Source organism: Mycobacterium sp. E1386 (assembly GCF_001672745.1).
Taxonomy (GTDB): Bacteria; Actinomycetota; Actinomycetes; order Mycobacteriales; family Mycobacteriaceae; genus Mycobacterium.
In genome coordinates this window covers 1-22,624 of sequence record NZ_LZKH01000249.1, presented here as the reverse complement: position 1 = coordinate 22,624, position 22,624 = coordinate 1, and the positions used below count along the sequence as shown (strand labels likewise).

27 protein-coding genes and 1 tRNA gene are annotated in these 22,624 nt (G+C 68.1%); 11 read left to right on the top strand and 17 right to left on the bottom strand.

The features are described 5' to 3' along the window. The coding region (locus tag A5709_RS25270) for a cyclic nucleotide-binding domain-containing protein (RefSeq protein WP_156768154.1) at positions 1-452 on the bottom strand (452 nt) is incomplete at its 3' end. A gap of 175 nt (positions 453-627) precedes the next feature. Here A5709_RS25270 and A5709_RS25265 point away from each other — a divergent pair. Continuing rightward, entirely contained in the window at positions 628-1,422 is a 795-nt protein-coding gene (locus tag A5709_RS25265; RefSeq protein ID WP_082974373.1) for a WecB/TagA/CpsF family glycosyltransferase, read from the top strand. Here the strand turns inward: A5709_RS25265 and A5709_RS25260 are convergent. From A5709_RS25260 to A5709_RS25250, 3 genes are read right to left on the bottom strand one after another with little or no spacing between them, the layout of a single operon-like run. Then, the gene (locus A5709_RS25260; RefSeq protein WP_067949067.1) at positions 1,388-1,942 is read right to left on the bottom strand and encodes an HAD-IIIA family hydrolase; all 555 of its coding nucleotides are present in this window, start codon (positions 1,940-1,942) and stop codon (positions 1,388-1,390) included. The genes A5709_RS25265 and A5709_RS25260 overlap by 35 nt on opposite strands. 14 nt (positions 1,943-1,956) lie before the next feature. Continuing rightward, complete coding sequence (locus A5709_RS25255; protein ID WP_197520231.1) at positions 1,957-2,574, bottom strand: SIS domain-containing protein; 618 nt, start codon at positions 2,572-2,574, stop codon at positions 1,957-1,959. Further along, on the bottom strand, positions 2,562-3,587 hold the full coding sequence (locus tag A5709_RS25250) for a GHMP kinase (RefSeq protein ID WP_067949071.1): 1,026 nt from the start codon (positions 3,585-3,587) through the stop codon (positions 2,562-2,564). The genes A5709_RS25255 and A5709_RS25250 overlap by 13 nt, the downstream gene beginning before the upstream one ends. A gap of 208 nt (positions 3,588-3,795) precedes the next feature. Here A5709_RS25250 and A5709_RS25245 point away from each other — a divergent pair, with 208 nt between their 5' ends. Then, complete coding sequence (locus A5709_RS25245; protein ID WP_068123364.1) at positions 3,796-4,536, top strand: class I SAM-dependent methyltransferase; 741 nt, start codon at positions 3,796-3,798, stop codon at positions 4,534-4,536. A gap of 5 nt (positions 4,537-4,541) precedes the next feature. Here A5709_RS25245 and A5709_RS25240 read toward each other — a convergent pair whose 3' ends face one another. Together A5709_RS25240 and A5709_RS25235 are read right to left on the bottom strand one after the other, a co-directional pair. Next, on the bottom strand, positions 4,542-4,793 hold the full coding sequence (locus A5709_RS25240) for a hypothetical protein (protein ID WP_068008787.1): 252 nt from the start codon (positions 4,791-4,793) through the stop codon (positions 4,542-4,544). An 85-nt stretch (positions 4,794-4,878) separates the two neighbouring features. Further along, positions 4,879-6,024 carry a M20/M25/M40 family metallo-hydrolase gene (locus A5709_RS25235; protein WP_068123362.1) on the bottom strand — a complete coding sequence of 382 codons (1,146 nt, stop codon included), beginning with the start codon at positions 6,022-6,024 and terminating at the stop codon, positions 4,879-4,881. Positions 6,025-6,164: 140 nt separating this feature from the next. On the opposite strand from A5709_RS25235, the gene A5709_RS25230 reads away from it, so the two are divergent. The 4 genes from A5709_RS25230 to A5709_RS25215 all read left to right on the top strand — a co-directional run bounded on the left by A5709_RS25230 (position 6,165) and on the right by A5709_RS25215 (position 10,175). Continuing rightward, positions 6,165-6,767, top strand: a complete 603-nt coding sequence (locus A5709_RS25230) for a TetR/AcrR family transcriptional regulator (protein ID WP_068123360.1) — start codon at positions 6,165-6,167, stop codon at positions 6,765-6,767. Then, a complete protein-coding gene (locus A5709_RS25225; protein ID WP_068123357.1) occupies positions 6,764-7,582 on the top strand; it encodes a hypothetical protein in 819 nt (272 codons plus the stop codon). The genes A5709_RS25230 and A5709_RS25225 overlap by 4 nt, the downstream gene beginning before the upstream one ends. An 86-nt stretch (positions 7,583-7,668) precedes the next feature. Next, on the top strand, positions 7,669-9,609 hold the full coding sequence (locus tag A5709_RS25220; protein ID WP_068123354.1) for an alpha/beta hydrolase: 1,941 nt from the start codon (positions 7,669-7,671) through the stop codon (positions 9,607-9,609). Between the two features lie 92 nt (positions 9,610-9,701). Beyond that, positions 9,702-10,175, top strand: coding sequence for an LppA family lipoprotein (locus tag A5709_RS25215; protein ID WP_067946202.1), 474 nt, complete (start codon positions 9,702-9,704; stop codon positions 10,173-10,175). Positions 10,176-10,188: 13 nt separating this feature from the next. Here A5709_RS25215 and A5709_RS25210 read toward each other — a convergent pair whose 3' ends face one another. The 6 genes from A5709_RS25210 to A5709_RS25185 form a co-directional block, all read right to left on the bottom strand. Continuing rightward, complete coding sequence (locus A5709_RS25210) at positions 10,189-10,809, bottom strand: hypothetical protein (protein WP_067946187.1); 621 nt, start codon at positions 10,807-10,809, stop codon at positions 10,189-10,191. A gap of 208 nt (positions 10,810-11,017) precedes the next feature. Continuing rightward, positions 11,018-11,090, bottom strand: a tRNA-Ala gene (locus A5709_RS25205). Positions 11,091-11,140: 50 nt separating this feature from the next. Next, positions 11,141-12,175: a gephyrin-like molybdotransferase receptor GlpR gene (glpR, locus tag A5709_RS25200; protein WP_068123351.1), complete on the bottom strand. Its 1,035-nt coding sequence runs from the start codon at positions 12,173-12,175 to the stop codon at positions 11,141-11,143. Positions 12,176-12,327: 152 nt separating this feature from the next. Continuing rightward, positions 12,328-12,981, bottom strand: coding sequence for a GNAT family N-acetyltransferase (locus A5709_RS25195; RefSeq protein ID WP_197500928.1), 654 nt, complete (start codon positions 12,979-12,981; stop codon positions 12,328-12,330). A 21-nt stretch (positions 12,982-13,002) separates the two neighbouring features. Next, the gene (glp, locus tag A5709_RS25190; RefSeq protein ID WP_067946181.1) at positions 13,003-14,295 is read right to left on the bottom strand and encodes a gephyrin-like molybdotransferase Glp; all 1,293 of its coding nucleotides are present in this window, start codon (positions 14,293-14,295) and stop codon (positions 13,003-13,005) included. A 54-nt stretch (positions 14,296-14,349) separates the two neighbouring features. Then, positions 14,350-15,261 (bottom strand): UTP--glucose-1-phosphate uridylyltransferase, encoded by a 912-nt coding sequence (locus A5709_RS25185; RefSeq protein WP_068008796.1) that lies wholly within the window; start codon positions 15,259-15,261, stop codon positions 14,350-14,352. 76 nt (positions 15,262-15,337) lie between these two features. Between A5709_RS25185 and A5709_RS25180 the strand changes: the two genes are divergently transcribed. From A5709_RS25180 to mscL, 4 genes are all read left to right on the top strand, one after another. Next, positions 15,338-15,937 (top strand): 5-formyltetrahydrofolate cyclo-ligase, encoded by a 600-nt coding sequence (locus tag A5709_RS25180; protein WP_068123349.1) that lies wholly within the window; start codon positions 15,338-15,340, stop codon positions 15,935-15,937. Between the two features lie 88 nt (positions 15,938-16,025). Then, positions 16,026-16,361, top strand: coding sequence for an FmdB family zinc ribbon protein (locus A5709_RS25175; protein ID WP_067946176.1), 336 nt, complete (start codon positions 16,026-16,028; stop codon positions 16,359-16,361). Positions 16,362-16,428: 67 nt separating this feature from the next. Continuing rightward, complete coding sequence (locus tag A5709_RS25170; RefSeq protein WP_068123345.1) at positions 16,429-17,106, top strand: SAF domain-containing protein; 678 nt, start codon at positions 16,429-16,431, stop codon at positions 17,104-17,106. A gap of 67 nt (positions 17,107-17,173) precedes the next feature. Beyond that, positions 17,174-17,635: a large-conductance mechanosensitive channel protein MscL gene (mscL, locus tag A5709_RS25165; protein WP_068123342.1), complete on the top strand. Its 462-nt coding sequence runs from the start codon at positions 17,174-17,176 to the stop codon at positions 17,633-17,635. 5 nt (positions 17,636-17,640) lie between these two features. Here mscL and A5709_RS25160 read toward each other — a convergent pair whose 3' ends face one another. The 5 genes from A5709_RS25160 to rpmF form a co-directional block, all read right to left on the bottom strand. After that, a complete protein-coding gene (locus A5709_RS25160; protein WP_067946170.1) occupies positions 17,641-18,198 on the bottom strand; it encodes a molybdenum cofactor biosynthesis protein B in 558 nt (185 codons plus the stop codon). Further along, on the bottom strand, positions 18,198-19,658 hold the full coding sequence (locus A5709_RS25155; protein ID WP_068123339.1) for a S1C family serine protease: 1,461 nt from the start codon (positions 19,656-19,658) through the stop codon (positions 18,198-18,200). Before A5709_RS25155 ends, A5709_RS25160 begins: the two co-directional genes overlap by 1 nt. A gap of 74 nt (positions 19,659-19,732) precedes the next feature. Further along, a complete protein-coding gene (locus A5709_RS25150; protein ID WP_067946167.1) occupies positions 19,733-21,283 on the bottom strand; it encodes a HAMP domain-containing sensor histidine kinase in 1,551 nt (516 codons plus the stop codon). A 16-nt stretch (positions 21,284-21,299) separates the two neighbouring features. Next, positions 21,300-21,989 carry a two-component system response regulator MprA gene (gene mprA / locus A5709_RS25145; protein WP_067271149.1) on the bottom strand — a complete coding sequence of 230 codons (690 nt, stop codon included), beginning with the start codon at positions 21,987-21,989 and terminating at the stop codon, positions 21,300-21,302. Between the two features lie 66 nt (positions 21,990-22,055). Beyond that, positions 22,056-22,229, bottom strand: coding sequence for a 50S ribosomal protein L32 (gene rpmF, locus A5709_RS25140; RefSeq protein WP_007168835.1), 174 nt, complete (start codon positions 22,227-22,229; stop codon positions 22,056-22,058). Between the two features lie 289 nt (positions 22,230-22,518). On the opposite strand from rpmF, the gene A5709_RS29020 reads away from it, so the two are divergent. Next, on the top strand, positions 22,519-22,624 hold a 106-nt coding region (locus A5709_RS29020), incomplete at its 3' end, for a DUF1446 domain-containing protein (RefSeq protein WP_231986951.1).

Here is a 22,624-nt window from a genome sequence, read left to right as displayed (position 1 = left end):
GCGAGACGCTGGCGCACCGTGCGCAGCAGACGCTCCATGACCCCGGGTATGTGGACCATGCGGACAAAGGCGTCGTTGTCGCCGACCCAACCGGTCAGCGGCCCGGCGGTGGTGACCGTCGCGGTCCGAGGGATGTGGCGCAGCAGGGCGATCTCTCCGATGAGCATGCCCGGGAATGCGTGCTCGACGATGACCACGCCGTCGTCGCCTACGTGGGTGATCTCGACGATGCCGGACGAGATGAGCAGGAAGGACACCGCTGCTTCGCCCTGCTGCATCAGCACCTGGCCGGCCGTGGCGCGCAGCGGTTGCAGCGAGGCGGCCAGCGGCACCAGATCGGATGCGGGACATCCCTCGAAGATGTCCATCGTCGCCAGCTCGTCCGCTCGGGCGCCGGTCAAGGCCACTGCGATAGCCCGCCGATCACACCGTCGCGCCGTGAATCTGCGCATCGCGGTGACCGCTGTGCCATGACCTGCCCGCCTGCGTTGCCGTCGTCTACCGCGCCAGGCCCGACAATCCCGGCCGCGGTCGGATGTTGCCCAGGTTATGGGCTCGGTTCCGGCCGCGGCAAGGACGCGCGGGCAGACACTTCGCCAGGGTGATGCCGCGGGGCATGATGTTCGGGTGAGCGCGGGCCCGGCAAAGATCCAGGTGGGCGGCCTATGGTTCGATGCCCTGACCGAAGACCAGGTCGTCGACGTCGTGCGCGAAGCCTGGGCGGCCGGCCGCGGCGGCTCGATCGTCCCGGTGAACGTCGATGTGGCCCGCGCGGCCGCACGCGCCCCTGAGCTGGCCGACCTGATAGCCCGCGCATCCCTCGTCGTCGCCGACGGCATGCCGCTGGTGTGGGCGGCGCGGGCCAAAGGCGACCGGCTGCCCGAGCGGGTCGCCGGCTCGTCGTTGATCTTTCCGCTGAGCGCCGCGGCGGCCGCCGACGGGAAGTCGGTGTACCTCCTGGGAGGGGCCGAAGGGGTGCCGGAACGGGCGGCCGGGGCGCTCGTGGCACGGTCCGCGGACCTGCGCGTCGCCGGCACCCTGTCGCCGCCGTTCGGCTTCGACGACACCGAGGACGGGGCGCGGCGGGCGGTCGCCGCCGTTGCGGCCGCCGCACCCGATCTGGTCTTCGTAGGTCTGGGCTTCCCCAGGCAGGAGCGCCTGATCGAGCTGGTGCGCCAGGAGCTCCCCCACGCCTGGTGCCTCGCCTGCGGCGGCGGCATCGCGATGACCGCCGGGGTCGTCCGCCGGGCCTCCCCCGTGCTGCAACGGCTCGGATTCGAGTGGGTGCACCGGCTGGCGCTCGAGCCGCGGCGCCTCGCCCGCCGCTACCTGCGGGACGATCTACCGTTCGCGCTGGCACTGGTGAGTCGCTCTGCGGCCCAACGGTTTAGGCGCAACCAGGCTCCTTGGCGCTCAAGATGAGTCGCACGGCGGCCGGGAGGTCGTCGACCACAACGTCGGCACCGGCCGCCTCCCCGTCACCGGCGCGGAGCAGGACGGTCGCCGTGCCGGCCGCTCGGCCCGCTTCCACATCGGCCTCGCTGTCGCCGATCATCACCGCCTCAGCCAAGGCGAAACCGTGCTCCTGCGCCGCGCGCACCAACATGCCCGCGCCGGGCTTGCGACAGTCGCAGCTGGCCGCCGCGTGCGGGCAGTGGTACGCGGCGTCCAAACGGGCGCCTTCGTCCGCCAGGAGTTGTTCCAGGCGGTCATGGACGGCGGCGAAACGCGCCGCGTCCGCGGCCGGCTCCGATAGCCAACGCTGATTGGTCACCAGGATGGTGCGCAGGCCGGCCTCGTTCAGGGCGGCCACCGCCTTGGCGGCGCCCGGCAACAACACCAGGTCGTCGGGCGACCGGACGTACTCGCCGTCGGCGGCCTTGACGTTGATGGTCCCGTCCCGATCCAGGAAGACGGTGCGCACTTTCCGCAGGTCGGCCATCGGTCGCGACGGTCTCAGCAGGGCCGGGAGAACAACGCCGCTTCGACCATCTCGCAGATCGAGTGGCCCAGGTGCAGGCAGGCCTCCTGGACCCGTCCGGTGTCGTCGCTCGGCACCCGGATGCAGAACTGGGCGACGTCGGCCACCTTGCCCCCGCGCACACCGGTGAGCGCCACCGTCGTCATCCCGGCATCGGCGGCCGCCTCCAGCGCGCGGACGACATTCGGCGAGTTGCCCGACGTGGTGAGGCCGACCACGACGTCCCCCGGCCGGCCGGCGGCGAGCACCTGGCGGGCAAACACCTCGTCATAGGAGTAGTCGTTGCCGATCGCCGTCATCGCGGCCGTGGCGTCCGGCAGGCTGAACGCGGCGAGACCGGGGCGGTCAAAAGCGAAGCGCCCCATCAACTCTGCGGCCAGATGTCCCGCGTCTTGGGCCGATCCGCCGTTGCCGAAGAAGATCACCTTTCCACCGGCGCGCAACGACTCGATCATCAGCCGTGCGATCTCGACGGTCTGCTCGGCGATGGCGCCCGACAGCATCCGCTGCTTGACCGCGATGGTGTCGGCCAGTCGCTCCTGGACCAGCTCGACGCTTGGCGTCACGACATCCGAGCGGCTCATGCCTGCCATGTGGTCAATCCCTTGCTCTCGAAAGCGAATTCGGTGATGGTGGCGCCGGCCGACTCGAGGCTTTCGATCAGGCGGTGCTTCTTCGCGAAGTCGCAGAACAGCAGGATGTAGCCGCCGCCGCCCGCCCCGGTGATCTTGCCGCCGAGTGCGCCGTTGCGCAGGGCCAGGTCGTAGAGCTCGTCGATGCGCTCATTGGTGATGTACGGCGACATGCGCTTCTTCTGGGTCCAGGCCTCCCCCAGCAGGGCGCCGAATTCGCTCAGCTTGTTCGTCAGCAGGGCGGCCTTCATGGCCACCGCCAACTCCTTCTGTGCCCGGAGTCCGGCCAGGGTGTCGTCGGCACCGGTGGTGGCGCGCCGCGTCTGGTCCTCGATCACTCGGGCGGAGTCCCGCGTGATGCCGGTAAAGCACAGCAGCAGGCTCAGTTCGAGCTCGAACGCGGTCTCCTCGCGGATGCGCAGCGGGTTGACGATCACGCGGTCGGTGAACTCGATGAAGTTGAATCCCCCGAACGTGGCCGCGTACAGGTCCTGCATGCCACCCGTGATGCCCAGGTCCTCACGCTCGATCGCACAGGCCAGCTGCGCGGTCTCGTATTCGCCCATCGGCACGCCGTAGTGCTCGGCGAGCAGGCCGGTCAGCGCGACCATCATGGTCGACGACGAGCCCAAACCCGATCCCGGCGGAGCGCTCGACCGCAGCACCAGGTCATAGCCGTCCGTGCCCTCCTTGCCGAACCTGCGCACCGCGGCCTTGATCAGATCCAGGCTGCCGTCGTACAGAATCTCGCTGTCGAGCGTCATCTCGTGGGTGGTCTTGAAGTCCACCGACTCGATCGTGACCCGGCGGTCGGTCCGTGGGGACAGCGATCCCTGCGCGTATCGGTCGATGGTCGCCGAGAGGACGCAGCCGCCTTCGGTGGTCGGGAACGGCGGAACGTCGGTGCCGCCTCCCGCGAATGAAATCCGCAGCGGCGCACGGGCGCGGATTCGGGGCCGGGGAAGGGAATTCACTGTCGACGTAATCCGCTCAGCCGGCCGACGCGCGTCCCGCGATCGTCAGCGAAAGGTGCGCCACGTCCTAACCCCATCCATTGCCTGAGCGAGGCCCCAATGCATCGCCTCTCACGAAGAGCCCTAGCGTAACAGCCGGATCGGCAGAAAAATCGGGATTCACCTGCGGATTATGCCAACCCCTCCAAGCCTTCACGAAAGCGATGAAATGAGCCAGGATGCAGTCGAATTGACCCGTGGTCTGCTCACCGAGGCCGCGGTAGCGCGGCACGGTTTCCTCGACGTGTTGGGCGAATCGACGAGTTCCCCGGCCCCGACGTTCGCGCAGCGCGCCATGAACAGTCCCCTCGTCGCGACGGTCTACGAGCGGCTGTGGCGCCCGGCCGCGTTCTATGCGGCCAGCGGCGTCACCACCGGCGCCGAGCAGCGACGCGCGGCTGCGGCATTGCGGCTTTCCGCCGCGGAACGATTGCTCGACGTCGCCTGCGGCCCAGGTAATTTCACCGGATCGCTCGCGGAACAGCTACCGGATGGCGGGCTCGCCGTCGGCTTCGACATCTCCGAGCCGATGCTGACGCGCGCCGTCCTGGACAACAACACTCCCCGCACGTGCTATGTCCGCGGCGACGCCCGCGCGTTGCCGTTCGCCGACGCGACATTCGACGCGGTGTGCTGCTTCGGCGCGCTGTACCTGATGCCCGAGCCGTTCCGCGTGGCACGCGAAATGGTCCGGGTGATCAAGCCCGGGGGGCGCATCGCGGTCCTCACCAGCTACGTCCCGGACCTGCCGCCGGTGCGGCATGCGATGACCGCCGGTGCCCGCGTCATCGGGCTCACCATGTTCGACCGGCACGCCTTCGTCGACCTGTTCTCCTCGGAAGGGCTGGTCGACGTCGAGCAGCAGACCCAGCGGGCGCTGCAGTTCGTCGCCGCCGCAAAGCCGGGCTGACGGGACTAGGAGGCCACCTTGCACACGCCGAGGACTCGAACGACGGGCGTGCCCGCCGCGCACTCGAGCACCCAGGGGTCGCCGCCCTCGACCGGTTCCGACGTCAGGGTGAACATCACCGGCTGACCGCTGCGCTGCGTCATCTGCGTGCATTCGACCTGGAACAGGCGATAATCGCCGCCCTGATCGATGGCGAGCGAAAACCCTGGCCGCACCGACTCAACCGGCACCTTCTGCAGGTAGTAGTCAACGTTCATCCGTCGACCGTAGGACCGGCATTCCGGCGCGCCGGGGGCCGCCACGCGCCTCTTAAGCAATGTTCAGGCAAATTTTGGGACCGTATTAATCTTCGCCGCGCGCGTGCGCACCGGGCTGCAGGACGAACTCGACGATGATCGACGCCATGTCGTCGATCGCGCTGCGGGGCATGACTTCGAAACCGTGGGTGCTCAGCGTGGGCACGCACAGCAAGCCCGCGCGCGGCGTCAGCCCGTTGGCCTTCGAGTGCGAGGCGTCGGATTCGAAAGCACCCAAAACGGCCGCCTGCGGCGACAGACCCAGCTCGGTGGCGATGCTCATCAGCCGGTCGGCGACGTCTTTGTCGTAGACGCACAAGGCGTCGCTGTAGCCGACGATCGGGCCGCCGCTCACGGTGGTGCCGTACTCCTGCTCGGTGGGGCCAACCTCCAGCGCCAGGGTGAGGGTGCCGGGCAGCGATCCGCTGGCGTAGGTGCCGCCCACCCCGCCGATCTCCTCGTTGGTGGTGAACACGAGGTAGAGGTCGTCGACGGGCCGCTGGCCGCGTTCGCGCAGCCGGGCTGCCGCGCGCAGCAGCGCGGTCACGGCGGCGCGGTCGTCGAGGAAGTAACAGCCCACGTACCCGCCGAACTCGACCAGCGTCCTCTTGCTGCGCTCGACGCACACCCGGGTGCCCGGTCGCACGCCGGCGACCTCTAGCTCGTCGGTGCTCAGGCCGGTGAAGACGTAGACGTGATCCCAGTCCAGGGCCTTGTCGCCCTGGTCGGGCTTGGTCTGCCAGATCCGCGGGCTTTCCTGGGTGGTGTGCTCGGAGCCGAGCGTGAGCACCGCGGTCAGCATCTCGTGCTGGCCGAGCACGGCGACCGGTCCGAGACCGAAGTTGCCGGGGTACATCGTGCCCAGCTGGGTGAGGTGCAGCGTGCCGTCCGGTTCCACGCGCTTGACCAGCATGGACAGTTCGTCCATGTGCGCCATGATCCGCGTCCCGACGCCGGGTTCGGCCGCCGAGGACACCCGGTGCCGGTGCGCGCGTCCAACACCGTCGGCCGGAGGGTCGGCGGCGATGTACCCGATCAGGTTGCCGGCGTCGTCGCTCCACATGTCGTCGACGACGGGACGCAGTTCGCGGGCACAGACGGCGCGTACGTCGGCCTCCTGGCCGCACGGCCCGTAGGCCCACAGGAGTTCCTGCAGCAGGGCGTCGGTGGCGTTTTCCTCGCGCGTCGCCATTCGGTCCTTTCGGGTTCGTGACTTGTCCGAAAGGATCAGTACCCCGCTCGTGCGGTGTGCAACCGCGGGCGCTCTAGTCCCCTCTAAGTCGCTGACGACCGTCATTGACGGGCGTCAATGGTCTGCCGTAACGTGCTTTCATGAAGTCACCCGCCCCTACCGAGGCTGCAACGGCGCGGGGCGTCCGGGAGGCTCAACGACTCGAAACGCGGGCACGCTTGTTCGACGCCGCGTTGGCGGAGATTGCGCGGCGCGGGTTAGCCGCTGCCGACGTGAGTGCCATCGCCGCTGCGGCGGGCGTGGTGCGGGGAACGTTCTATTTCCACTTCCCGACGAAGGAGCACATCCTTACCGAGCTGGAGCGCAACGAGGAGATCCGGATCATCAGCGAACTCGGCGACGCCGAGGGTGACCTGACGTCGACACTATTGCGGCTCGTCGCTCGTGTGCTAGACGCCGAACGCCGTTTGGGCGCAGTGGTTTTCCGCGACATGCTCGGTCTGCATTTCTCGTCCTCACGTCCCGTCGAATACGAGCTGGCGCAACACCCGGTCGCCGAGTTTCTGGTCGGCGTGATCGCCCGGGCGCAATCCGCGGGGCAAGTCTCCGGGGAGGTAGACGCCACCGAACTCGGGACGTTCTTTCTCACCGGGCTCTTCGCCCTGCTGGCCACCGGAACACACGATCCTGCGCAGTTAAGCCGTTACGTGACAACGATTGTCAAAGGAATGGAGAAAAGATGAACGGCATCGAGGGATACCGGGAGTTTCTGGCCCGGCGTGACGGCGAAGCCGACCTGCTCAACAGGCGGTTGGCGAATCGCGAGCAATCCTTCAACGAACTCGAGGCGAACCCCATCCGGTCAGCCCACCCCGCCGACCGAAACACCTTCCTTCGCAACATGCGCCGCCGGCGACCGGAAGCCGGGCTGGATCGAAAAATGCTGTTCCTGTTGGCGACGGCCAAACTCAACCAGGCTGAGCGGTTTGGCGTCGGGCTCGGCGAAACCTACGGGCGCAACAGCGACGAGAACCTGCCTCCCGAAAACGTCTATCTCGAGCTCGAAGAGCACTACCACACGCGGCTGCTGGCCTACGCCCTGGACATCTTTGACTTGACATTCCAGGTCGTCCCCCCACCGTTCGTTATGCGCCAATTCGTGAAGACCGGGGTGTTCATTCCCGCACGGTTGGGCTTTCTGTTCGTCGGGGCCGCCGAGATGGCGGGCTGCATCATGTTCGACGAGTTGCGCCGCGTCGGCGCCGATCTGTTCGCCGACGAGCCGGAAGTCGCCGAGCGAATCGAACTGCTGTACAGCGAGATTCTCACCGACGAAATCGGCCACGTCGGTTACTGCGCTTCGCGTTGCACCGCCGGGGAGCGGGCGATCATGCGCCGCATCTACCCGCTCATCGGGCGGCTGTTCGCCCGCCAAACGGCCGAGATCAGCCTGCTGATCGACCCGAAGGCGTTGCACGCCCGCCTCGACCGGCCCTTCGACGTCGAGGAACTCACCGCCGGGCTGGACAACGAAACCTATCTGGTCACCCACCCGTGAAGAGCCGCTTGAACACGAGATCCGGCTGGGCGGAGTAACGTCATCAGCCTGTCCGGGGAACGAATGGCGAACTTTCTGGCGGTGTGATGCAGCTGGTCTGGCTCAACGTTGCCGATTTGATCGGCCAGGCCGGCGGTGACCCGTGGGCGATCAACCGGAGTCTGCAGGCCGGGAACCCGTTCGAGATTTCGCGGTTGGCGGAGGCGTTCCACCAAGCCGGCGTGTGCACCGCCGAGGCGGACCATGCGTTCGAGCAAGCCCGTAACCGCTTCGACGCGGCCTGGAACCACCAGAACGGCGACCACCCGATCAACGATTCCGCCGAGGTGCAGCGCACGGTCAAATCGCTTGGGGCGCAATCCCTGAAGCTGCCCAAGATCGGCGTCGACCTGGAAAACATCGCGGCCGCCTTGGCCGAGGCGCAGAAGGCGGGCGCCGCCGAGATCGCCGCGCTGGAACGGCAGTTGCAGCTGCTCGACAAGCTCATCGGCGCGGCGATGAAGGATCTGGAGGACCCCAACCTCGACCCGACGAGCCGGTCCCAGCTGCAGTCGTTGATCAAGGACGCCCGCGCCGACGCCGCCGACGAGACCAGGGACGCTCTGCACCAGCTGCAGTCGATCCGCGACGACTACTCCAACACGTTGCAGAGGTCACTGGGCGCGCTGCACGGCGATGGATACGACCAGTCGGGTATCCAGGCGGTCGAGGGTCCGCTGTCGCCGGTACCGGACCTGCCGGATGACCCCAAGCAGTTTGCGGACGTCTGGAACACTCTTACGCCCGCGCAGAAGGACCGCGAGTACCAACGGAACCCATTGATTGGGAATCACAATGGGATGCCCGCGGTGGACCGGGATCATTACAACCGGCTCACTCTCGCCGACGAACTGGGCCGCGCTCAGGCGGCCGCCGCCCAGGCCGACGCGCTGAAGGCCCAGCATCCCGATTGGGCGGCGGGCAAGAACATTCCGCCGCCGAACGAGCCGGGGGCGATTTTCGACGACCGCCTCGCCTACGAGGCGTGGCAACGCCAATACGATGCCGCCCGGGACGGGGCCAAGTACCTGCCCGACCTGCAGGCCGTCGACAAAACCGTCAAAGCGAGCCCGGATCGCAGGCTCATGCTGCTCGACACCAAAACCGGCAAGCAGGCCCGCGCCGCGATCGCGGTCGGAGACCCCGACACGGCCACCCACGTATCGGTCACGGCGCCCGGTTTGAACACCACCGTCCACGGCGCCATCGGGGGCATGGTGTCCGAGGCGACCGACGCCAGAAAGGAAGCCCTCCGCCAATTGAGCCTGACCCCTGGGCACGAACACGACACCGTCTCGGCCATCGCGTGGATTGGTTATGACCCGCCGCAGGTGCCGGGCATGGACGATCTCGGCAAATCGCTCGCCGGCGGCTGGGACGTCAGCCACGACGCCGTGGCCAGGGCCGGTGCGCATGACCTGGCCGGCTTCTACGACGGGATACAGGCCGCCCACCAGGGCGGCCCCGCCGACCTCACGGCGATTGGACACTCCTATGGCTCACTGACCACCGGGCTTGCCCTGCAAGAGCCCGGCGATCACGGGGTGTCGCGAGCGCTGTTCTACGGCTCCCCCGGCATCGAAGCCTCCACGCCCCAGCAGCTACATCTGCAGCCCGGTCACGTGTTCACCATGGAAACGCCCGACGACCCGATCCAGTGGACGTACGACGGCCCCGCCATCGCCCACGACGTGGCACCGTTCCTGCCGCCGCCCTTCCGAGACCTCGCTACCAGCGTCCTGGGCGCGGCGGACGCCTCCGGCGCCGGCCACTTCGGCCCGAACCCGGCGACCAACCCCAACTTCACCCACCTGGCCACTGGTGCCACCACTGTGCCCGACGGCCATGGCGGCACCCTCACCCTTCAAGACGCGCACGGCCACAGCGATTACCCTCGCTTCCCCGACGGCGGCGGGCTCAGGACGACCAACTACAACATCGCCGCCGTCCTTGCCGGACTCGGAGATAAGGCGGTTCCCACGAAGTGAGCAAGAACCAGCACAGCCCCCGGAACCTGCAACGCCACGGCATTCTGGGCATCGTCGTGGCCGCAATCGCACTAGCCGCAGGAGGATGCCACGTGAGCCACCCCTACGCACCCACCCCACCCAACGACGCGGCCAAGGCCCTCCAGGTGCTCAAGTCCCTGCCCTCGTTCGAGGACACTCAAAGTCAGGTGCAGGCCGCGATGAACGAGATCACCGCCGCCGCAAGCAAATTGATCCCCTCGATCAAGTGGGAGACACCGCACGAGGGCTCGGGCGACAACTGCGAGCGACCGTATGAGCAAACCGACGGCAAACGCTACTTCCTCCCCGATGCCGTTGCCGCCAACGTGCCGGTCTCCGAGCAACAGTGGGCGACGATCGAAGAGACCGCCAAACAGGCGGCCGCCAAGATCGACGCCACCGAGGTGCAGGTGATGCAGAACAGCCCCGGGAACCACGACGTGGGGTTCTACGGCCCCACCGGGATCTTCATCAAGGTCGGCTACCGGGGAAACCTGGTCGTCGCCGGCTACACCGGCTGCCGGCTGCCCCGCGACAAGAAATAGCTTGGGTGGTCGGCTATTCCGCGGACCAGAAATACGTGTAGTACTCCCGGACTTCCATTACCGATGACCACTGCGGAAATCCAGCGATAATCTCGGCATCGCCCAACTCCCCCATATCGGGCGGAGTATCGCCCAACCCCTCGATCTGCCCGATGTAAATACGAGCTGCTTGACCCGACACGGTCAAACGACCGAATCGCAGAACATAGTCCGGCGGTTCAGCGCGCTTCGAACCCTCAAGAGGCAATGACGCGCCGGCCGCATCAACCGCCCACGAGTCCTCGTTCCCGGCATCCCGCGTCGGGAATGGCCCCCCGGCCCGTGCAGATCGCGTCGGCTCCCAATCACCATATTGAGCGTGCCAGGGGCGCTGACGCACCTGGTCGTCGTTCGACCAGGTCACGCCTCCCACGCCGTTCAGCACGACCAGGGCCGCGTTCGAACCCTCGAAGTCGCGACACCATTGAATGGCGCACAGAACTCCGACGCGGGAGCGCTGGGGTGACAGGCGCATATCAATGAACTCGGCTTCATCCAGCGCGCCCACCAAGACGAGGGGATTTCGTCGCGAGGACGTTGTTGCCTCCACCTCCGGTGTGAATTCGTAAAGCTGACTGACCGGATAAAGACTCATGGGTAGTAGCTTCTCCAACGCGTGGCCATCGCCTGCACACCGGCCGTATCCACACGCAGTGCTTGAGACACGAGCGACGTGTAGGCACGCGGATTTGCGCCTACGAGTCACCGCGACCACGCCGGACCTGGCCGCCGCGCGCGGCCGGCCAGACTGCCGCGCGCTCCCGATGTTGCTCGAACGATGCGCCTGACCTGCTCAAATCTTGTGGAGCTAAGGGGATTCGAACCCCTGACCTACTCGATGCGAACGAGTCGCGCTACCAACTGCGCCATAGCCCCTGACCGCTAGCAGGCTACCAGCCGCGGCGCGAACCGCCGAACTGCCGGCACTACTCGCCGACGGCCCGCGGCAGGTCCCGGGGCCAACCGTAGTTCCGCATCGCCATCGCGTAGTCCAGGTGCTCGAAGATCGGGTCCTCGTCGTCGATTTCCAGCACCACCGCGCCCGGACGCCGCAGCCGCGACGGGACCACGTCGTAGTCGCGGTCGTAGGCGTTCTCCACGCCCATCCGCGCCCGCGCCATCCGCTGCATGCGGCGGTGGCGCACCTTCTCCTCGATGCGGGTCTGACGCCGCAGGTAGGCCAGGTACAGCAGCGTCACCGCGGTGGCAGTGCCGCACGCCCACCAGGCGCTCGGCGAGATCTTGAATGCGGCTGTGGCCGTGCCGACCAGGACGACCGCCATCACCATCAGCACGCGCTTGCGGAACTTGTACTTGCGGGCGCTGACCGCGGCGGCGGTCTTCGCGTCGAACCGGCGGCGCCGGGAGGCGTTCCGCGGGACCGGCGCAGGCATTTCCTCGTCGTCGGTCTCGGCCTCGGGCTCCAGACCCGAAGAGTCCTCGACGTATTCGAAGCCTTCGTCTTCTTCGTCGCTGGCGTGGGCGACGACGTCGGTGTCGGAATCCTCGTCGTCCTCGCCGGCCTCGGCTTCTTCCTCGACCGCCACGCCCGCCGGGAGCGCCTGTGAATCCTCGACGACGTCGACGTCGAGGTAGTCGGGCTCGGTGCGCTCGGGCGCCGCGACCTTCATGACCACCGGACGCAACTGGCGCAGCTCGTCGGTGTCGCTGTCGTCTGCGTGCTCGTCGTCGTCATCCCCGGCGAGGTCGCGGTCCTCGTCGAGCTCGGTTTCGGCCGACTCTTCCGGCGGCTTCCAGTCGGGGTCACTGCGGTGACCGGCGGCCGGACCGCTGCGTTTGATGAGGCGCGAGTTCCCGCCCCCGTTGAGGACCCGGGTCGCCAGGGCCACGTCGCTGGTGCGCCGCACGGCGTCGCGTTTGCTGACGAGCATCGGCACCAAGACGAACAGCCAGAGCACTACGAGCGAGATCCACAACAGTGACTGCGGAATGCTTGGCATGACGACCTGCTCTCTTTGGTTCCGATTCCGCGAAGCCCCTCGGAGGCCAGCGCGGCCGGGTCTTGGTGACCAGGACAATTACACACCTGTAATTTGCCTCTCACAAGCACCACAAGTCACTCGTGTCGCGGTAGCCACATAGCGTGGGGCGGTCAGGCCCAGCTGGCGTGCCCGCCCCGGACCAGGGTCGAGGCCACCGATCCGGACACCTCTTCGGCCGTGAGGGCCATCAAGAGATGGTCCCGCCACGCCTTGTCCACCTCGAGGTAGCGCTGCAGCAACCCCTCCTGGCGGAACCCGACTTTCGCCAATACCGCCCGGCTGGCGGCGTTTTCGGGCCGCACCGTCGCCTCCACGCGATGCAGCATCACCGGGCCGAAGCAGTGGTCCAGGCCCAGCGCCAGCGCCGCCGTGGCGACCCCGCCACCGGTGGCCGACCGCGGAACCCAGTAGCCGATCCAAGCCGACCGCAGCGCCCCGTGGGTGACGTTGCCGATGGTGAGCTGGCCACAGAAGTGCCCGTCGAGCTCGATGACGTACGGCAGCATGCGGCCCGCACGGGCCTCGGCGCGCAGGCCGGAGCACAGCGCCGGCCACGCGGCGACCGTGTGCCGGGTCGTCCAATCGCCCTCCGCGCTGGGCTCCCACGGCTCGAGGTGCGCGCGGTCGGCCAACCGGATGCGGCTCCACTGGGCGCCGTCGCGCATCCGCACCGCCCGCAACCGGACCACCCCCGCTGGGACCCGCAACGGCCCGACATCCAGCGGCCAACCCGGATGGCGGGCGTTGGTACGCAACAGGTTCACGAGCGCGCGGAGTCGTTGCACTTAACCGCGCTGAGCCAAGAAGGCGACGTCGACGATCTCGCCGGTGCGGATTTGTTCGGCGCCGCTGGGCACCACCACGAGGCAATTCGCTTCGGCGAGGGTGGCCAGCAGGTGCGAGGACGCCCCCGGCGCCCCGCCCAGCGCCTGTACCAGGTATTCACCGGTCTCCTGGTCGCGCATCAGCTGGCCGCGCAGGTAGCCCTTGCGCCCGGCGACCGACGTGATCGGCGACAGCGTGCGGGCTTGCACGATCCGGCGCATCGGTTGGCGCTTGCCCAGGGAGAGCCGGATCAGCGGCCGCACCATCACCTCGAACACCACCAGGGCGCTGACCGGGTTGGCGGGCAGCAGGAACGTCGGGACGCCGTCGCGGCCCAGCTGCCCGAAGCCCTGGACGGACCCGGGATGCATCGCGACGCGGACGACCTCCATCTCCCCCAGCTCGGAAAGGACCGACCGCACCGGCTCGGCCGCGGCGCCGCCGACGCCGCCGGCGATCACCACCACTTCGGCGCGGTTGATCTGGCCCTCGATGACTTCGCGGAATTCACCGGGATCGCCGCTGACGATGCCGATGCGGTTGACCTCCGCGCCGGCATCGCGGGCCGCCGCCGCCAGCGCGTAGGAGTTGACGTCGTAGACCTGGCCGTTGCCGGGGGTGCGCGAGATGTCGACGAGTTCGCCGCCGACGGCCACCACCGTCACCCGCGGCCGCGGATGGACCAGGACCCGTTCGCGCCCGACCGCGGCCAGCAGGCCGACCTGGGCCGCGCCGATCACCGTGCCGGCCCGTACCGCGACGTCACCGGGCTGCACATCGTCCCCGGTGCGACGCACGTACGCGCCCGACGGCGCCCCGCGCAGGATCCGCACCCGCGAGCTGCCGCCATCGGTCCAGCGCAACGGGATGACGGCGTCCGCCAGCGTGGGCAGCGGGGCCCCGGTGTGCACGCGGGCGGCCTGGCGGGGCTGCAAGCGACTCGGCGTGCGCGCACCGGCCTCGACGGTTCCCATCACGGGCAGGACCAGGCCCTCGCGCCGGTCTTCGTCGAGCTCCGCATCGCCGGGCGGCTCACCCAGACTGTCGACGCCCACCTCGCCGATGCCCAGCACGTCGACGCTGCGCACCGCGTAACCGTCGATCGCGGCCTGATCGAACCCGGGCATGGGGCGCTCGGTGACCACTTCCTCGGCGCACATCAGCCCCTGCGCCTCGGCGATGGCCACGCGGATGGGCCGCGGAGCCACCGCGGCGGCCGTTATCCGGGCCTGCTGCTCCTCCACAGAACGCACAGCGCGCCTCCCTGCCCTAGACGGGCGCCGTCTCGGACCGGGCGCATCGGCCGGCTACTTCTCGGCCAGGCCTAACCGCGCCACCAACCATCGCCGCAAATCCGGGCCGTAGTCGTCACGATCCAATGCAAAGTCAACCGCAGCCTTGAGGTAGCCGCCGGGATTTCCCAAGTCGTGTCGGGATCCGCGGTGCACGACGACATGCACGGGGTGGCCCTCGGAAATGAGCAGGGCGATCGCATCGGTCAGCTGCACTTCGCCGCCCACCCCACGGTCGACGCGACGCAACGCGTCGAACACGGCGCGGTCGAGGATGTAGCGGCCCGCCGCGGCCAGCATCGACGGCGCGTCCTCGCGCTTGGGCTTCTCGACCATGCCGTTGACCTTCAGCACGTCGGGGTTGTCGTCGCCGGGCACCGGCTCGACGTCGAAAACCCCGTAGGCGCTGATCTCTTCGGGCGTCACCTCGATGGCGCACAACACCGTCCCGCCGTGGTCCGCCCGCACCTTGGCCATCGTCTCCAGCACGCCGGTCGGCAGCACCAGGTCGTCGGGCAGCAGCACCATCACGGCGTCGTCATCGGACGTCAGCGCAGGTTCCACGCAGCTGATGGCGTGCCCCAGGCCCAGCGGCTCGGCCTGAACCACGGACTCGACCTTGATCAGCTGCGGCGCGCGGCGCACCTTGTCGAGCATGGCCTTCTTGCCGCGGGCCTCCAGCGTGCCCTCGAGGACCAGGTCCTCGACGAAGTGCGCGACGACGCCGTCCTTGCCCTCGGAGGTGATGATCACCAGGCGGTCGGCGCCCGCCTCAGCCGCCTCCGCGGCGACCAGCTCGATGCCGGGGGTATCGACGACCGGCAGCAGCTCCTTGGGAACCGTTTTCGTCGCGGGCAGGAAGCGGGTACCAAGACCGGCAGCGGGCACGATCGCCGTGTGTGGGACCACCACTTTTGGGCTTGACATTGTTCACACGATAACCCGAGTGCGGTTTGCCGAGTCGATGTGGCGCGGCCGAAGACCCGGCTGGAATGGTTGAGGCATGGCGACCACCAGCAAGGCCGTGTTGCGGGCGCAGCTGCAGGCGGCCCGGCGCGGCGTTGCCGACGCCGTTCGGGCCGCCGAGGCGCGAATGTTGTGCGAGCGGCTGCAGGCCGCGGAAAGCTTGGTGAGCAGCGGCAGCACCGTCTGCGCATACGTGCCGGTGGGTGCCGAGCCCGGCTCGATCGACATGCTGGACGTGTTGCTGCGGCTGGCGGGCCGGGTGCTGCTGCCGGTTGCGCGCACCACCGCCGACAACGCGCCGATGCCGTTGCGCTGGGGTGAATACCGGCCCGGCACATTGACATCGGCGCGGTGGGGATTGCTGGAGCCCCCGGAGCCGTGGCTGCCGGCGTCGGCGATCGTGGAGGCGGGCCTGATCCTGGTGCCGTCGTTGGCCGTCGACCGCTCCGGGGTGCGGCTGGGCCGCGGTCGCGGTTTCTACGATCGCTCCCTGCCCGCCCGCGACCCCCGCGCCCGACTGATCGCGCTCGTGCGCGACGCGGAGTTGGTCGACGAGTTGCCGGCCGAGCCGCACGACATACCGATGACCGACGCGCTCACGCCGCGAGTGGGACTAACACCACTCGATCTGGGGTAACAGATCGGGAATGAGCGGTGTCACGTGGCGGTTCTAGCACTTGAGACGCTAGAGTGCTAACAGACTTTGCAATCATCCGGAGGTTTTTGTGCCGACTTACAGCTATCAGTGCACCGAGTGCGACGATCGCTTCGACATCGTGCAAGCCTTCACCGACGATGCGCTGACCACCTGCAAGCGCTGCTCCGGGCGGCTGCGCAAGCGCTTCAACTCCGTGGGCGTGGTGTTCAAGGGCAGCGGCTTCTACCGCACAGACAGCCGCGAGTCCGGCAAGAAGTCCACGAGTTCCACCAATGGGTCCGCTTCGAGCGACTCCGGGTCGACCTCGGGATCCACCGAGAAGTCCGGGTCGAGCGAGAAATCCGGCTCGACCGAGAAGTCGAGCAGCACCTCCACGGCGTCCGCTGCCGCTGCCTCGAGCTAACGGGTTATCCACAAACGCATTTGCCGCCGGCATGCGCCGGTGACCGCGTTGCGCTTACGTTCGCGGCGTGGGCGAATCATCGCTGAATCCAAGCCTGTTCAGCCGCCTGTTGATGCTGCGTCCGGATTGGACCAGGACCGTCCTGGCGCGGCGTGTCGCCGCCTGCGGGCTGGTCGTGTTGGCCGCCCTGGCCGCGCTGCGCTCCGACCCGGCCGGTGATTATGCCGAGGTGGTGGTCGCCGATCACGACCTGCGGCCGGGCGTCGCGTTGACCGCCGCCGATGTTCGTCTCGAAAAGCGTTTGGCCGCAACCATTCCCGATGGGTCGCTGGCGGATGTCAGCGCCGTGGCCGGTTCGACGCTGGCCGGGCCGGCGAGGCGCGGCGAGGTGCTCACCGATGTGCGGCTATTGGGCAGCCGGCTGGCCGAGGCCGCCATCGCGTCGAAGGCGGGACCCGGGGCCCGCATCGTGCCGCTGCGGCTGGCGGACGGCGCCCTGATCGACCTGGTCCGCGTCGGCGACGTCGTCGACGTACTGGCCGCACCGACAACCGGCTCGTCGGAGCCCTCCCAGGCCGCTCCGAAAGTGGTGGCCACCGACGCCGTCGTGGTGCTCGTGTCGGCCAAGCCAAAGGTCCAGGGGGCGGACGGCGACCGCGTAGTGTTAGTTGCGCTGCCGGCTCGCGTGGCGAACACGGTGGCGGGCTCGACGCTGGGTCAGGCGGTGACCCTCACCCTGCACTGAGTGCCTCGCCGCCGTTGGTCACGCAGCCGACAGCAAACTCTGTCCAATCCCAGGAAGGACATCTGGAATGTTCAAAGGGTTCAAGGAGTTTCTCTCGCGGGGCAACATCGTCGACCTGGCCGTCGCGGTGGTCATCGGTACTGCCTTCACCGCACTGGTCACGAAGTTCACCGACAGCATCATCACACCGCTGATCAACCGGATCGGCGTCAAACAGCAATCCAACGTCGGCATCTTGAAGATCAGCATCGGTGGCGGCCAGACCATCGACCTGAACATCCTGCTGTCGGCCGCGATCAACTTTGTGCTGATCGCCGCGGTCGTCTACTTCTTCGTCGTGCTGCCCTACAACACGCTGCGTAAGCGCGGTGAGGTCGAGCAGGCCGACGACGCCCAGATCGTTCTGCTCACCGAAATTCGCGACCTGCTCGCCCAGACCAACGGAGATTCGTCAAGCAAGCACGGCGGCACGAGCACGACGCCTCCGCCAGAGCACGGACCGCGCGCCGACGCCGAAGCACAGACCTGACGCGGTCAGATCTCCAGGCTGGACAGCTGCCCGATGATTTGAGCGGCCAGCGGGTTCAGCGTCGCCATGCCGTCGCGCACCGCGTACCGGGAACCGGCCAGGTTCACCACCAATGTGCTCCCGGACACCCCGGCCAGGCCGCGTGACAGTCCGGCGTCGATGATCCCCGCGGACAGCCCGGAGCCCCGAATGGCTTCGGCAATGCCCAGGATTTCCCGGTCCAGGATCTCGCGGGTGGCCTCCGGGGTGACGTCGCGCGGCGTGACGCCTGTGCCGCCGACGGAGACCACCAGGTCCACCCCGCCGATCACCGCGGTGTTGAGCGCGTTGCGAATCTCGACCTCGTCCGCCGCGACCGCAACCACACCGTCGACGACGAATCCCGCCTCGGTCAGCAGTTCGGTTACCAGCGGCCCACTGTGGTCCTCGTCCCCGTGAGCGGTGCGATCGTCGACCACCACGACCAGAGCCCGGCCGACCACCAACTCCGCACCCGTTTCCATGGGTGCCACGGTATAACCGAGATCCGACAATCCCGCCGCCGAGGGTTCTTCGACTCGCATTACTGATCCGCCTTCCCCAGGGTCACCGGCACGGTACGGCTGCCACCAGCGGGATCCTGGAAGGTCAGCGAGATCTTGTCGCCGGGCGCCTTGGACCGCACGGCCGCGACCAAGGCGTCAGCGCTGCTGATCGGACGATCGTCGACCTTGGTGACGATCACATTCTTGGGCACGCCGGCGCTCGAGGCCGCACCACCCGGCACGACGTCGACGACCTTGGCTCCCGGGGAGCCCTTGTCGTTCGTCACCTGCACGCCGAGCGAGGCGTGCGACGCCTTGCCACTACTGATCAGCTCGTCGGCGATGCGCTTGGCCTGGTCGACCGGGATCGCGAAACCGAGCCCGATCGAACCGCTCTGGGCGTCCGGCGAGTCGGCACCCAGGGTGGCGATGGCCGAGTTCACGCCCACCAGCTGGCCGTTCATGTTGACCAGCGCGCCGCCGGAGTTACCCGGATTGATGGCGGCGTCGGTCTGAATCGCGTCCAGCACGGTGTTCTGGTTGCCCGACTCACCGGTGGTGGACACCGGCCGATTCAACGCACTGACGATCCCGGTGGTCACCGTGCCCGACAGGCCCAGCGGCGACCCAATGGCCACCACCGGTTGGCCGACGCGTAGGTCCGATGAGGAGCCCAGGGAGATCGGGGTGAGGCCGGAGACGCCCTGCACGCGGATCACGGCGATGTCGCTGGTGGGATCGGCGCCCAGGACCGTGAAGGGTGCGGTACGGCCGTCGGCGAAGGTCACGGTTGTCTTGGGAGCCGGACCACCGGGTCCGCCACCCGGGCCTCCAGGCGGACCGCCGGGGGCCGGAGCGGCCGGGCCCTTCGGCGGCCCCGCGGCCGCCGCGACCACGTGGTTGTTGGTCAGGATCAGCCCGTCGGCGGAAAGGATGATGCCGGAGCCCTCTTCGGACTGGCGGCCCAGATCGGTCTCCAGCATGACGACGCTGGGCACCACCTTTGAGGCGACCTGTTCGACGCTGCCGGGCGGCATGTTCGCCGCCGGGACGGTGGGCGCGCCGATGACGGTGCGCCCGTTGCCGTTGGTGGTGTGGCTGCCCAGCTCGACAGCCGTCGCCGCGGCTCCGCCGATGCCCGCCGACACCACCGCGATGGCCAACGCGCCTACGGTCAACAGCCCTGCGCGGGACCGTTTTTGGGGGCCCGGCGGCGGCATCGGCGGCATCATGCCGGGAATCGGTCCGGTCCCGGTAGCGCCGGGCAGGGGGCCTACCCCGGTTCCCGTCGGCGTCCGGCCTGGACCGGTGCCGTTGTACGGGTCATAGGGCTGCCGGAATTGGGATGTCTGCGATTGATGCCGCCAGTCGAATGGCTGGCTATACGGTTGCCCGTAAGCAGAGGTCCCCGGGTGGGTGGGGGTGGGCGCAGGCTGATTCGGCGCGGGACGATATCCCGGCTGCTGCGGCGGTGGCGAATACCTCGGGTCATTCGTCATGTCGCTAGGTCGCACTTCCTCATCTCAGTATCGGCTCGTCGGCTCGACTGGGTTGTTCAACAGTAGCTGCAGACCTACCTTGCCCGCGCGGACTGAGAGTCCACTGAGATAACGTTCGCGGGTTCCCGAGAGTTCGACTGGTTGCCGGCCATGGGGACCGTGGCGTCGGTGCCGGACTCTTCCTCGGGGGTGCCCGCGGCGGGCGTCGGATACGGCGACGGCGGCATCGGCCGACCGGGCAGCAGCACGTAGAACGAGGTTCCCGGCGGCTGCCCGCCGGGAACGGTGTCCTCGACACGAAGCAACCCACCGTGATTCAGCACGACCTTCTTGACGATCGCCAGCCCAAGCCCCGAGCCGGGCATGGCGCGTGCGGTCGTCGAACGGTAGAACCGCTCGAACACCAGCCTGCGTTCGTGTGGCGGAATGCCGGGCCCGTGGTCGGACACCACCAACTCCGCGTGCGACGGGTCGAGTTGTCGCATGGTGATGCCGACACGGCCACCCGGTGGGCTCCATTTGGCCGCGTTGTCCAAGAGATTGAGAACCGCGCGCGACAGCCCCGCGGCGTCGCCGAACATCTGCCAGGGCGTGATGTCGACGTCGAAGTGAATGTCGTTGCGCCGCCGCCTGACTCGCTCCAGGCTGCGATCGACCACCTCGGACATGTCGACCGGTTCGTGCACCACCTGGCCGGCATCGTCGCGAGTGAGGTCCACCAGATCGCCCACCAGAGTGGACAATTCCTCGATCTGCGCCAGCACGTCGGCGCGGAGCTCGACCATCTCCTGCTCAGGCAGCCGCGGCGCCCCGGGTTCCATCGATGCCATCAGCAGCTCGACGTTGGTGCGCAGCGACGTCAGTGGGGTGCGCAATTCGTGTCCGGCGTCGGTGACCAGCCGCGCCTGCCGCTCGCGGGACTCGGCCAGCGCCCGCAACATCAAGTTGAATGCCTCAGTGAGCCTGGCCAATTCGTCGCTACCGAACACCGGGATGGGCCGCAGATCGTCGGTGCGCGCGACCCGTTCGGCCGCTTCGGTGAGGCGGGCCACCGGACGTAGCCCCGCCCTGGTGACCATGCCGCCCGCCACCGCGGCGACCGCGACGCCCACGCCGCCGACGATCAGCAGCACCCAGCGCAGCTTGGTCATCACGGCCTCGGTCGGTTTGAGGCTCTTGGAGATCAGCAGCGAACAGCCGTTGGGCAGGTGGATGGCAAGGACGCGCTGATCGGAGGCGGTGCGGCGGGACATGAACAGATCACCGCGGATCACCGCCTTTTCCGGCGCGCCGACCGGCAGCGTCTGGCCCGGCTGCTGCGCCGTGTAGATCGAGTGACCCGGGTTCACCAGCATCGCGTTGACGTCCGAATAGGCGGTGCCTTCGATGGCCTTTCCGGGGTCGGCGGCCAATGACCCGCTGGCGATCAGCAGCTGCGCACGGCTTTGCAGCTGGTTGTCGATATCGCTATACAGCGCAGCCGAAATCACCGCGTACACGGCGAATGCCATCAGCACGACGACCATTGCCACCATCGACATCGCCAGCAGCATGACGCGCCACCGCAACGACAACGAGCTGGTGGCGCGCAGCGGCACGCGTTGGGGTCGTTGGTACCGGATCATCGTTGCGGTTGACTCGTCACGGCGGTGTCTCCCGAAGGACGTAGCCCACGCCGCGCACCGTGTGGATCAGTCGTGGCTCACCGTCGGCCTCGGTCTTGCGGCGCAGATAGCCGACGTAGACCTCCAGCGCGTTGCCGGAGGTGGGGAAGTCGAATCCCCACACCTCTTCCAGGATCCGGCTGCGGGTGAGCACCCGGCGCGGGTTGGCGATCAACATTTCGAGCAAGGCGAATTCGGTACGGGTCAGACTGATTTGGCGTTGCCCGCGAGTCACTTCCCGGGTCACCGGGTCCAGCGTCAGGTCGGAGAACTGCATGGCCACCGATTCGGCGTCATCGTCATCCGGCTTGGTGCGGCGCAGCAGCGCCCGCATCCGGGCCAGCAGCTCCTCCAACGCGAACGGCTTCGGCAAGTAGTCATCCGCGCCCGCGTCCAGCCCGGCGACCCGCTCGGAGACCGAATCGCGGGCGGTGAGCACCAGGATCGGCAGGTCGTCGCCGGTGCTGCGGAGCTGGCGGCACACCTCGAGGCCGTCCAGCCGCGGCATCATCACATCGAGCACGAGCGCGTCGGGCCGGTCGCTGGCGATCATCTCGAGCGCCTCCAGCCCGTCATGGGCCAACTCGACCGAGTAGCCATTGAAGGAAAGCGACCGACGCAGCGACTCACGCACTGCGCGATCGTCGTCGACGACCAGTATCCGCACGGGCCTAGTGTCGTCCCGACGCCTGAGAGCGGGCTGAGAGGCGCGCCGGATGTTTGCCGAGATTAACTAACGCCGGTCCAGGTCGATCAGACCGAGACGGGCGGCCTTGAGCAGCCGGCGGGGCACCTTGTGCTTCTGGCCCGCGACCGTCACACCGACGAGTTCGGTCTTGGTGGCCTTCCACTGCGCGCGACGGCTTCGGGTGTTCGCGCGCGACATCCTGCGCTTGGGTACGGCCATGGTCGGGCCTAACTCCTCGTGTCGGGGGCTTGTCGCGCGGCGTGGCCGATGGGGCCGAACGTGCGACGATTGCTATCAGGATAGTCGGTGGCCTGCTGCTCACCAAAACGACGCCCGCCGGCGCCGAGATTGCCGTGACGGCCGCGATCCGGGCGCGTCAACGACCGTGGCGGCAATCTCGACCCGGAGAGCGGTCGGCCGTCCTTGACGTGACACCGGCGCGACCCGCTAACCTACCGGTTGGTTGGTTGGTTTGCGCTCACCGGTGAAACGCAGATTGGAGGACTGCATGGCCTCTGCTTCAGGTCGCGACGCTGTCCGGATCGCGAACTGCTCCGGGTTCTACGGCGACCGGCTGTCGGCGATGCGCGAGATGCTCACCGGCGGTGACGTGG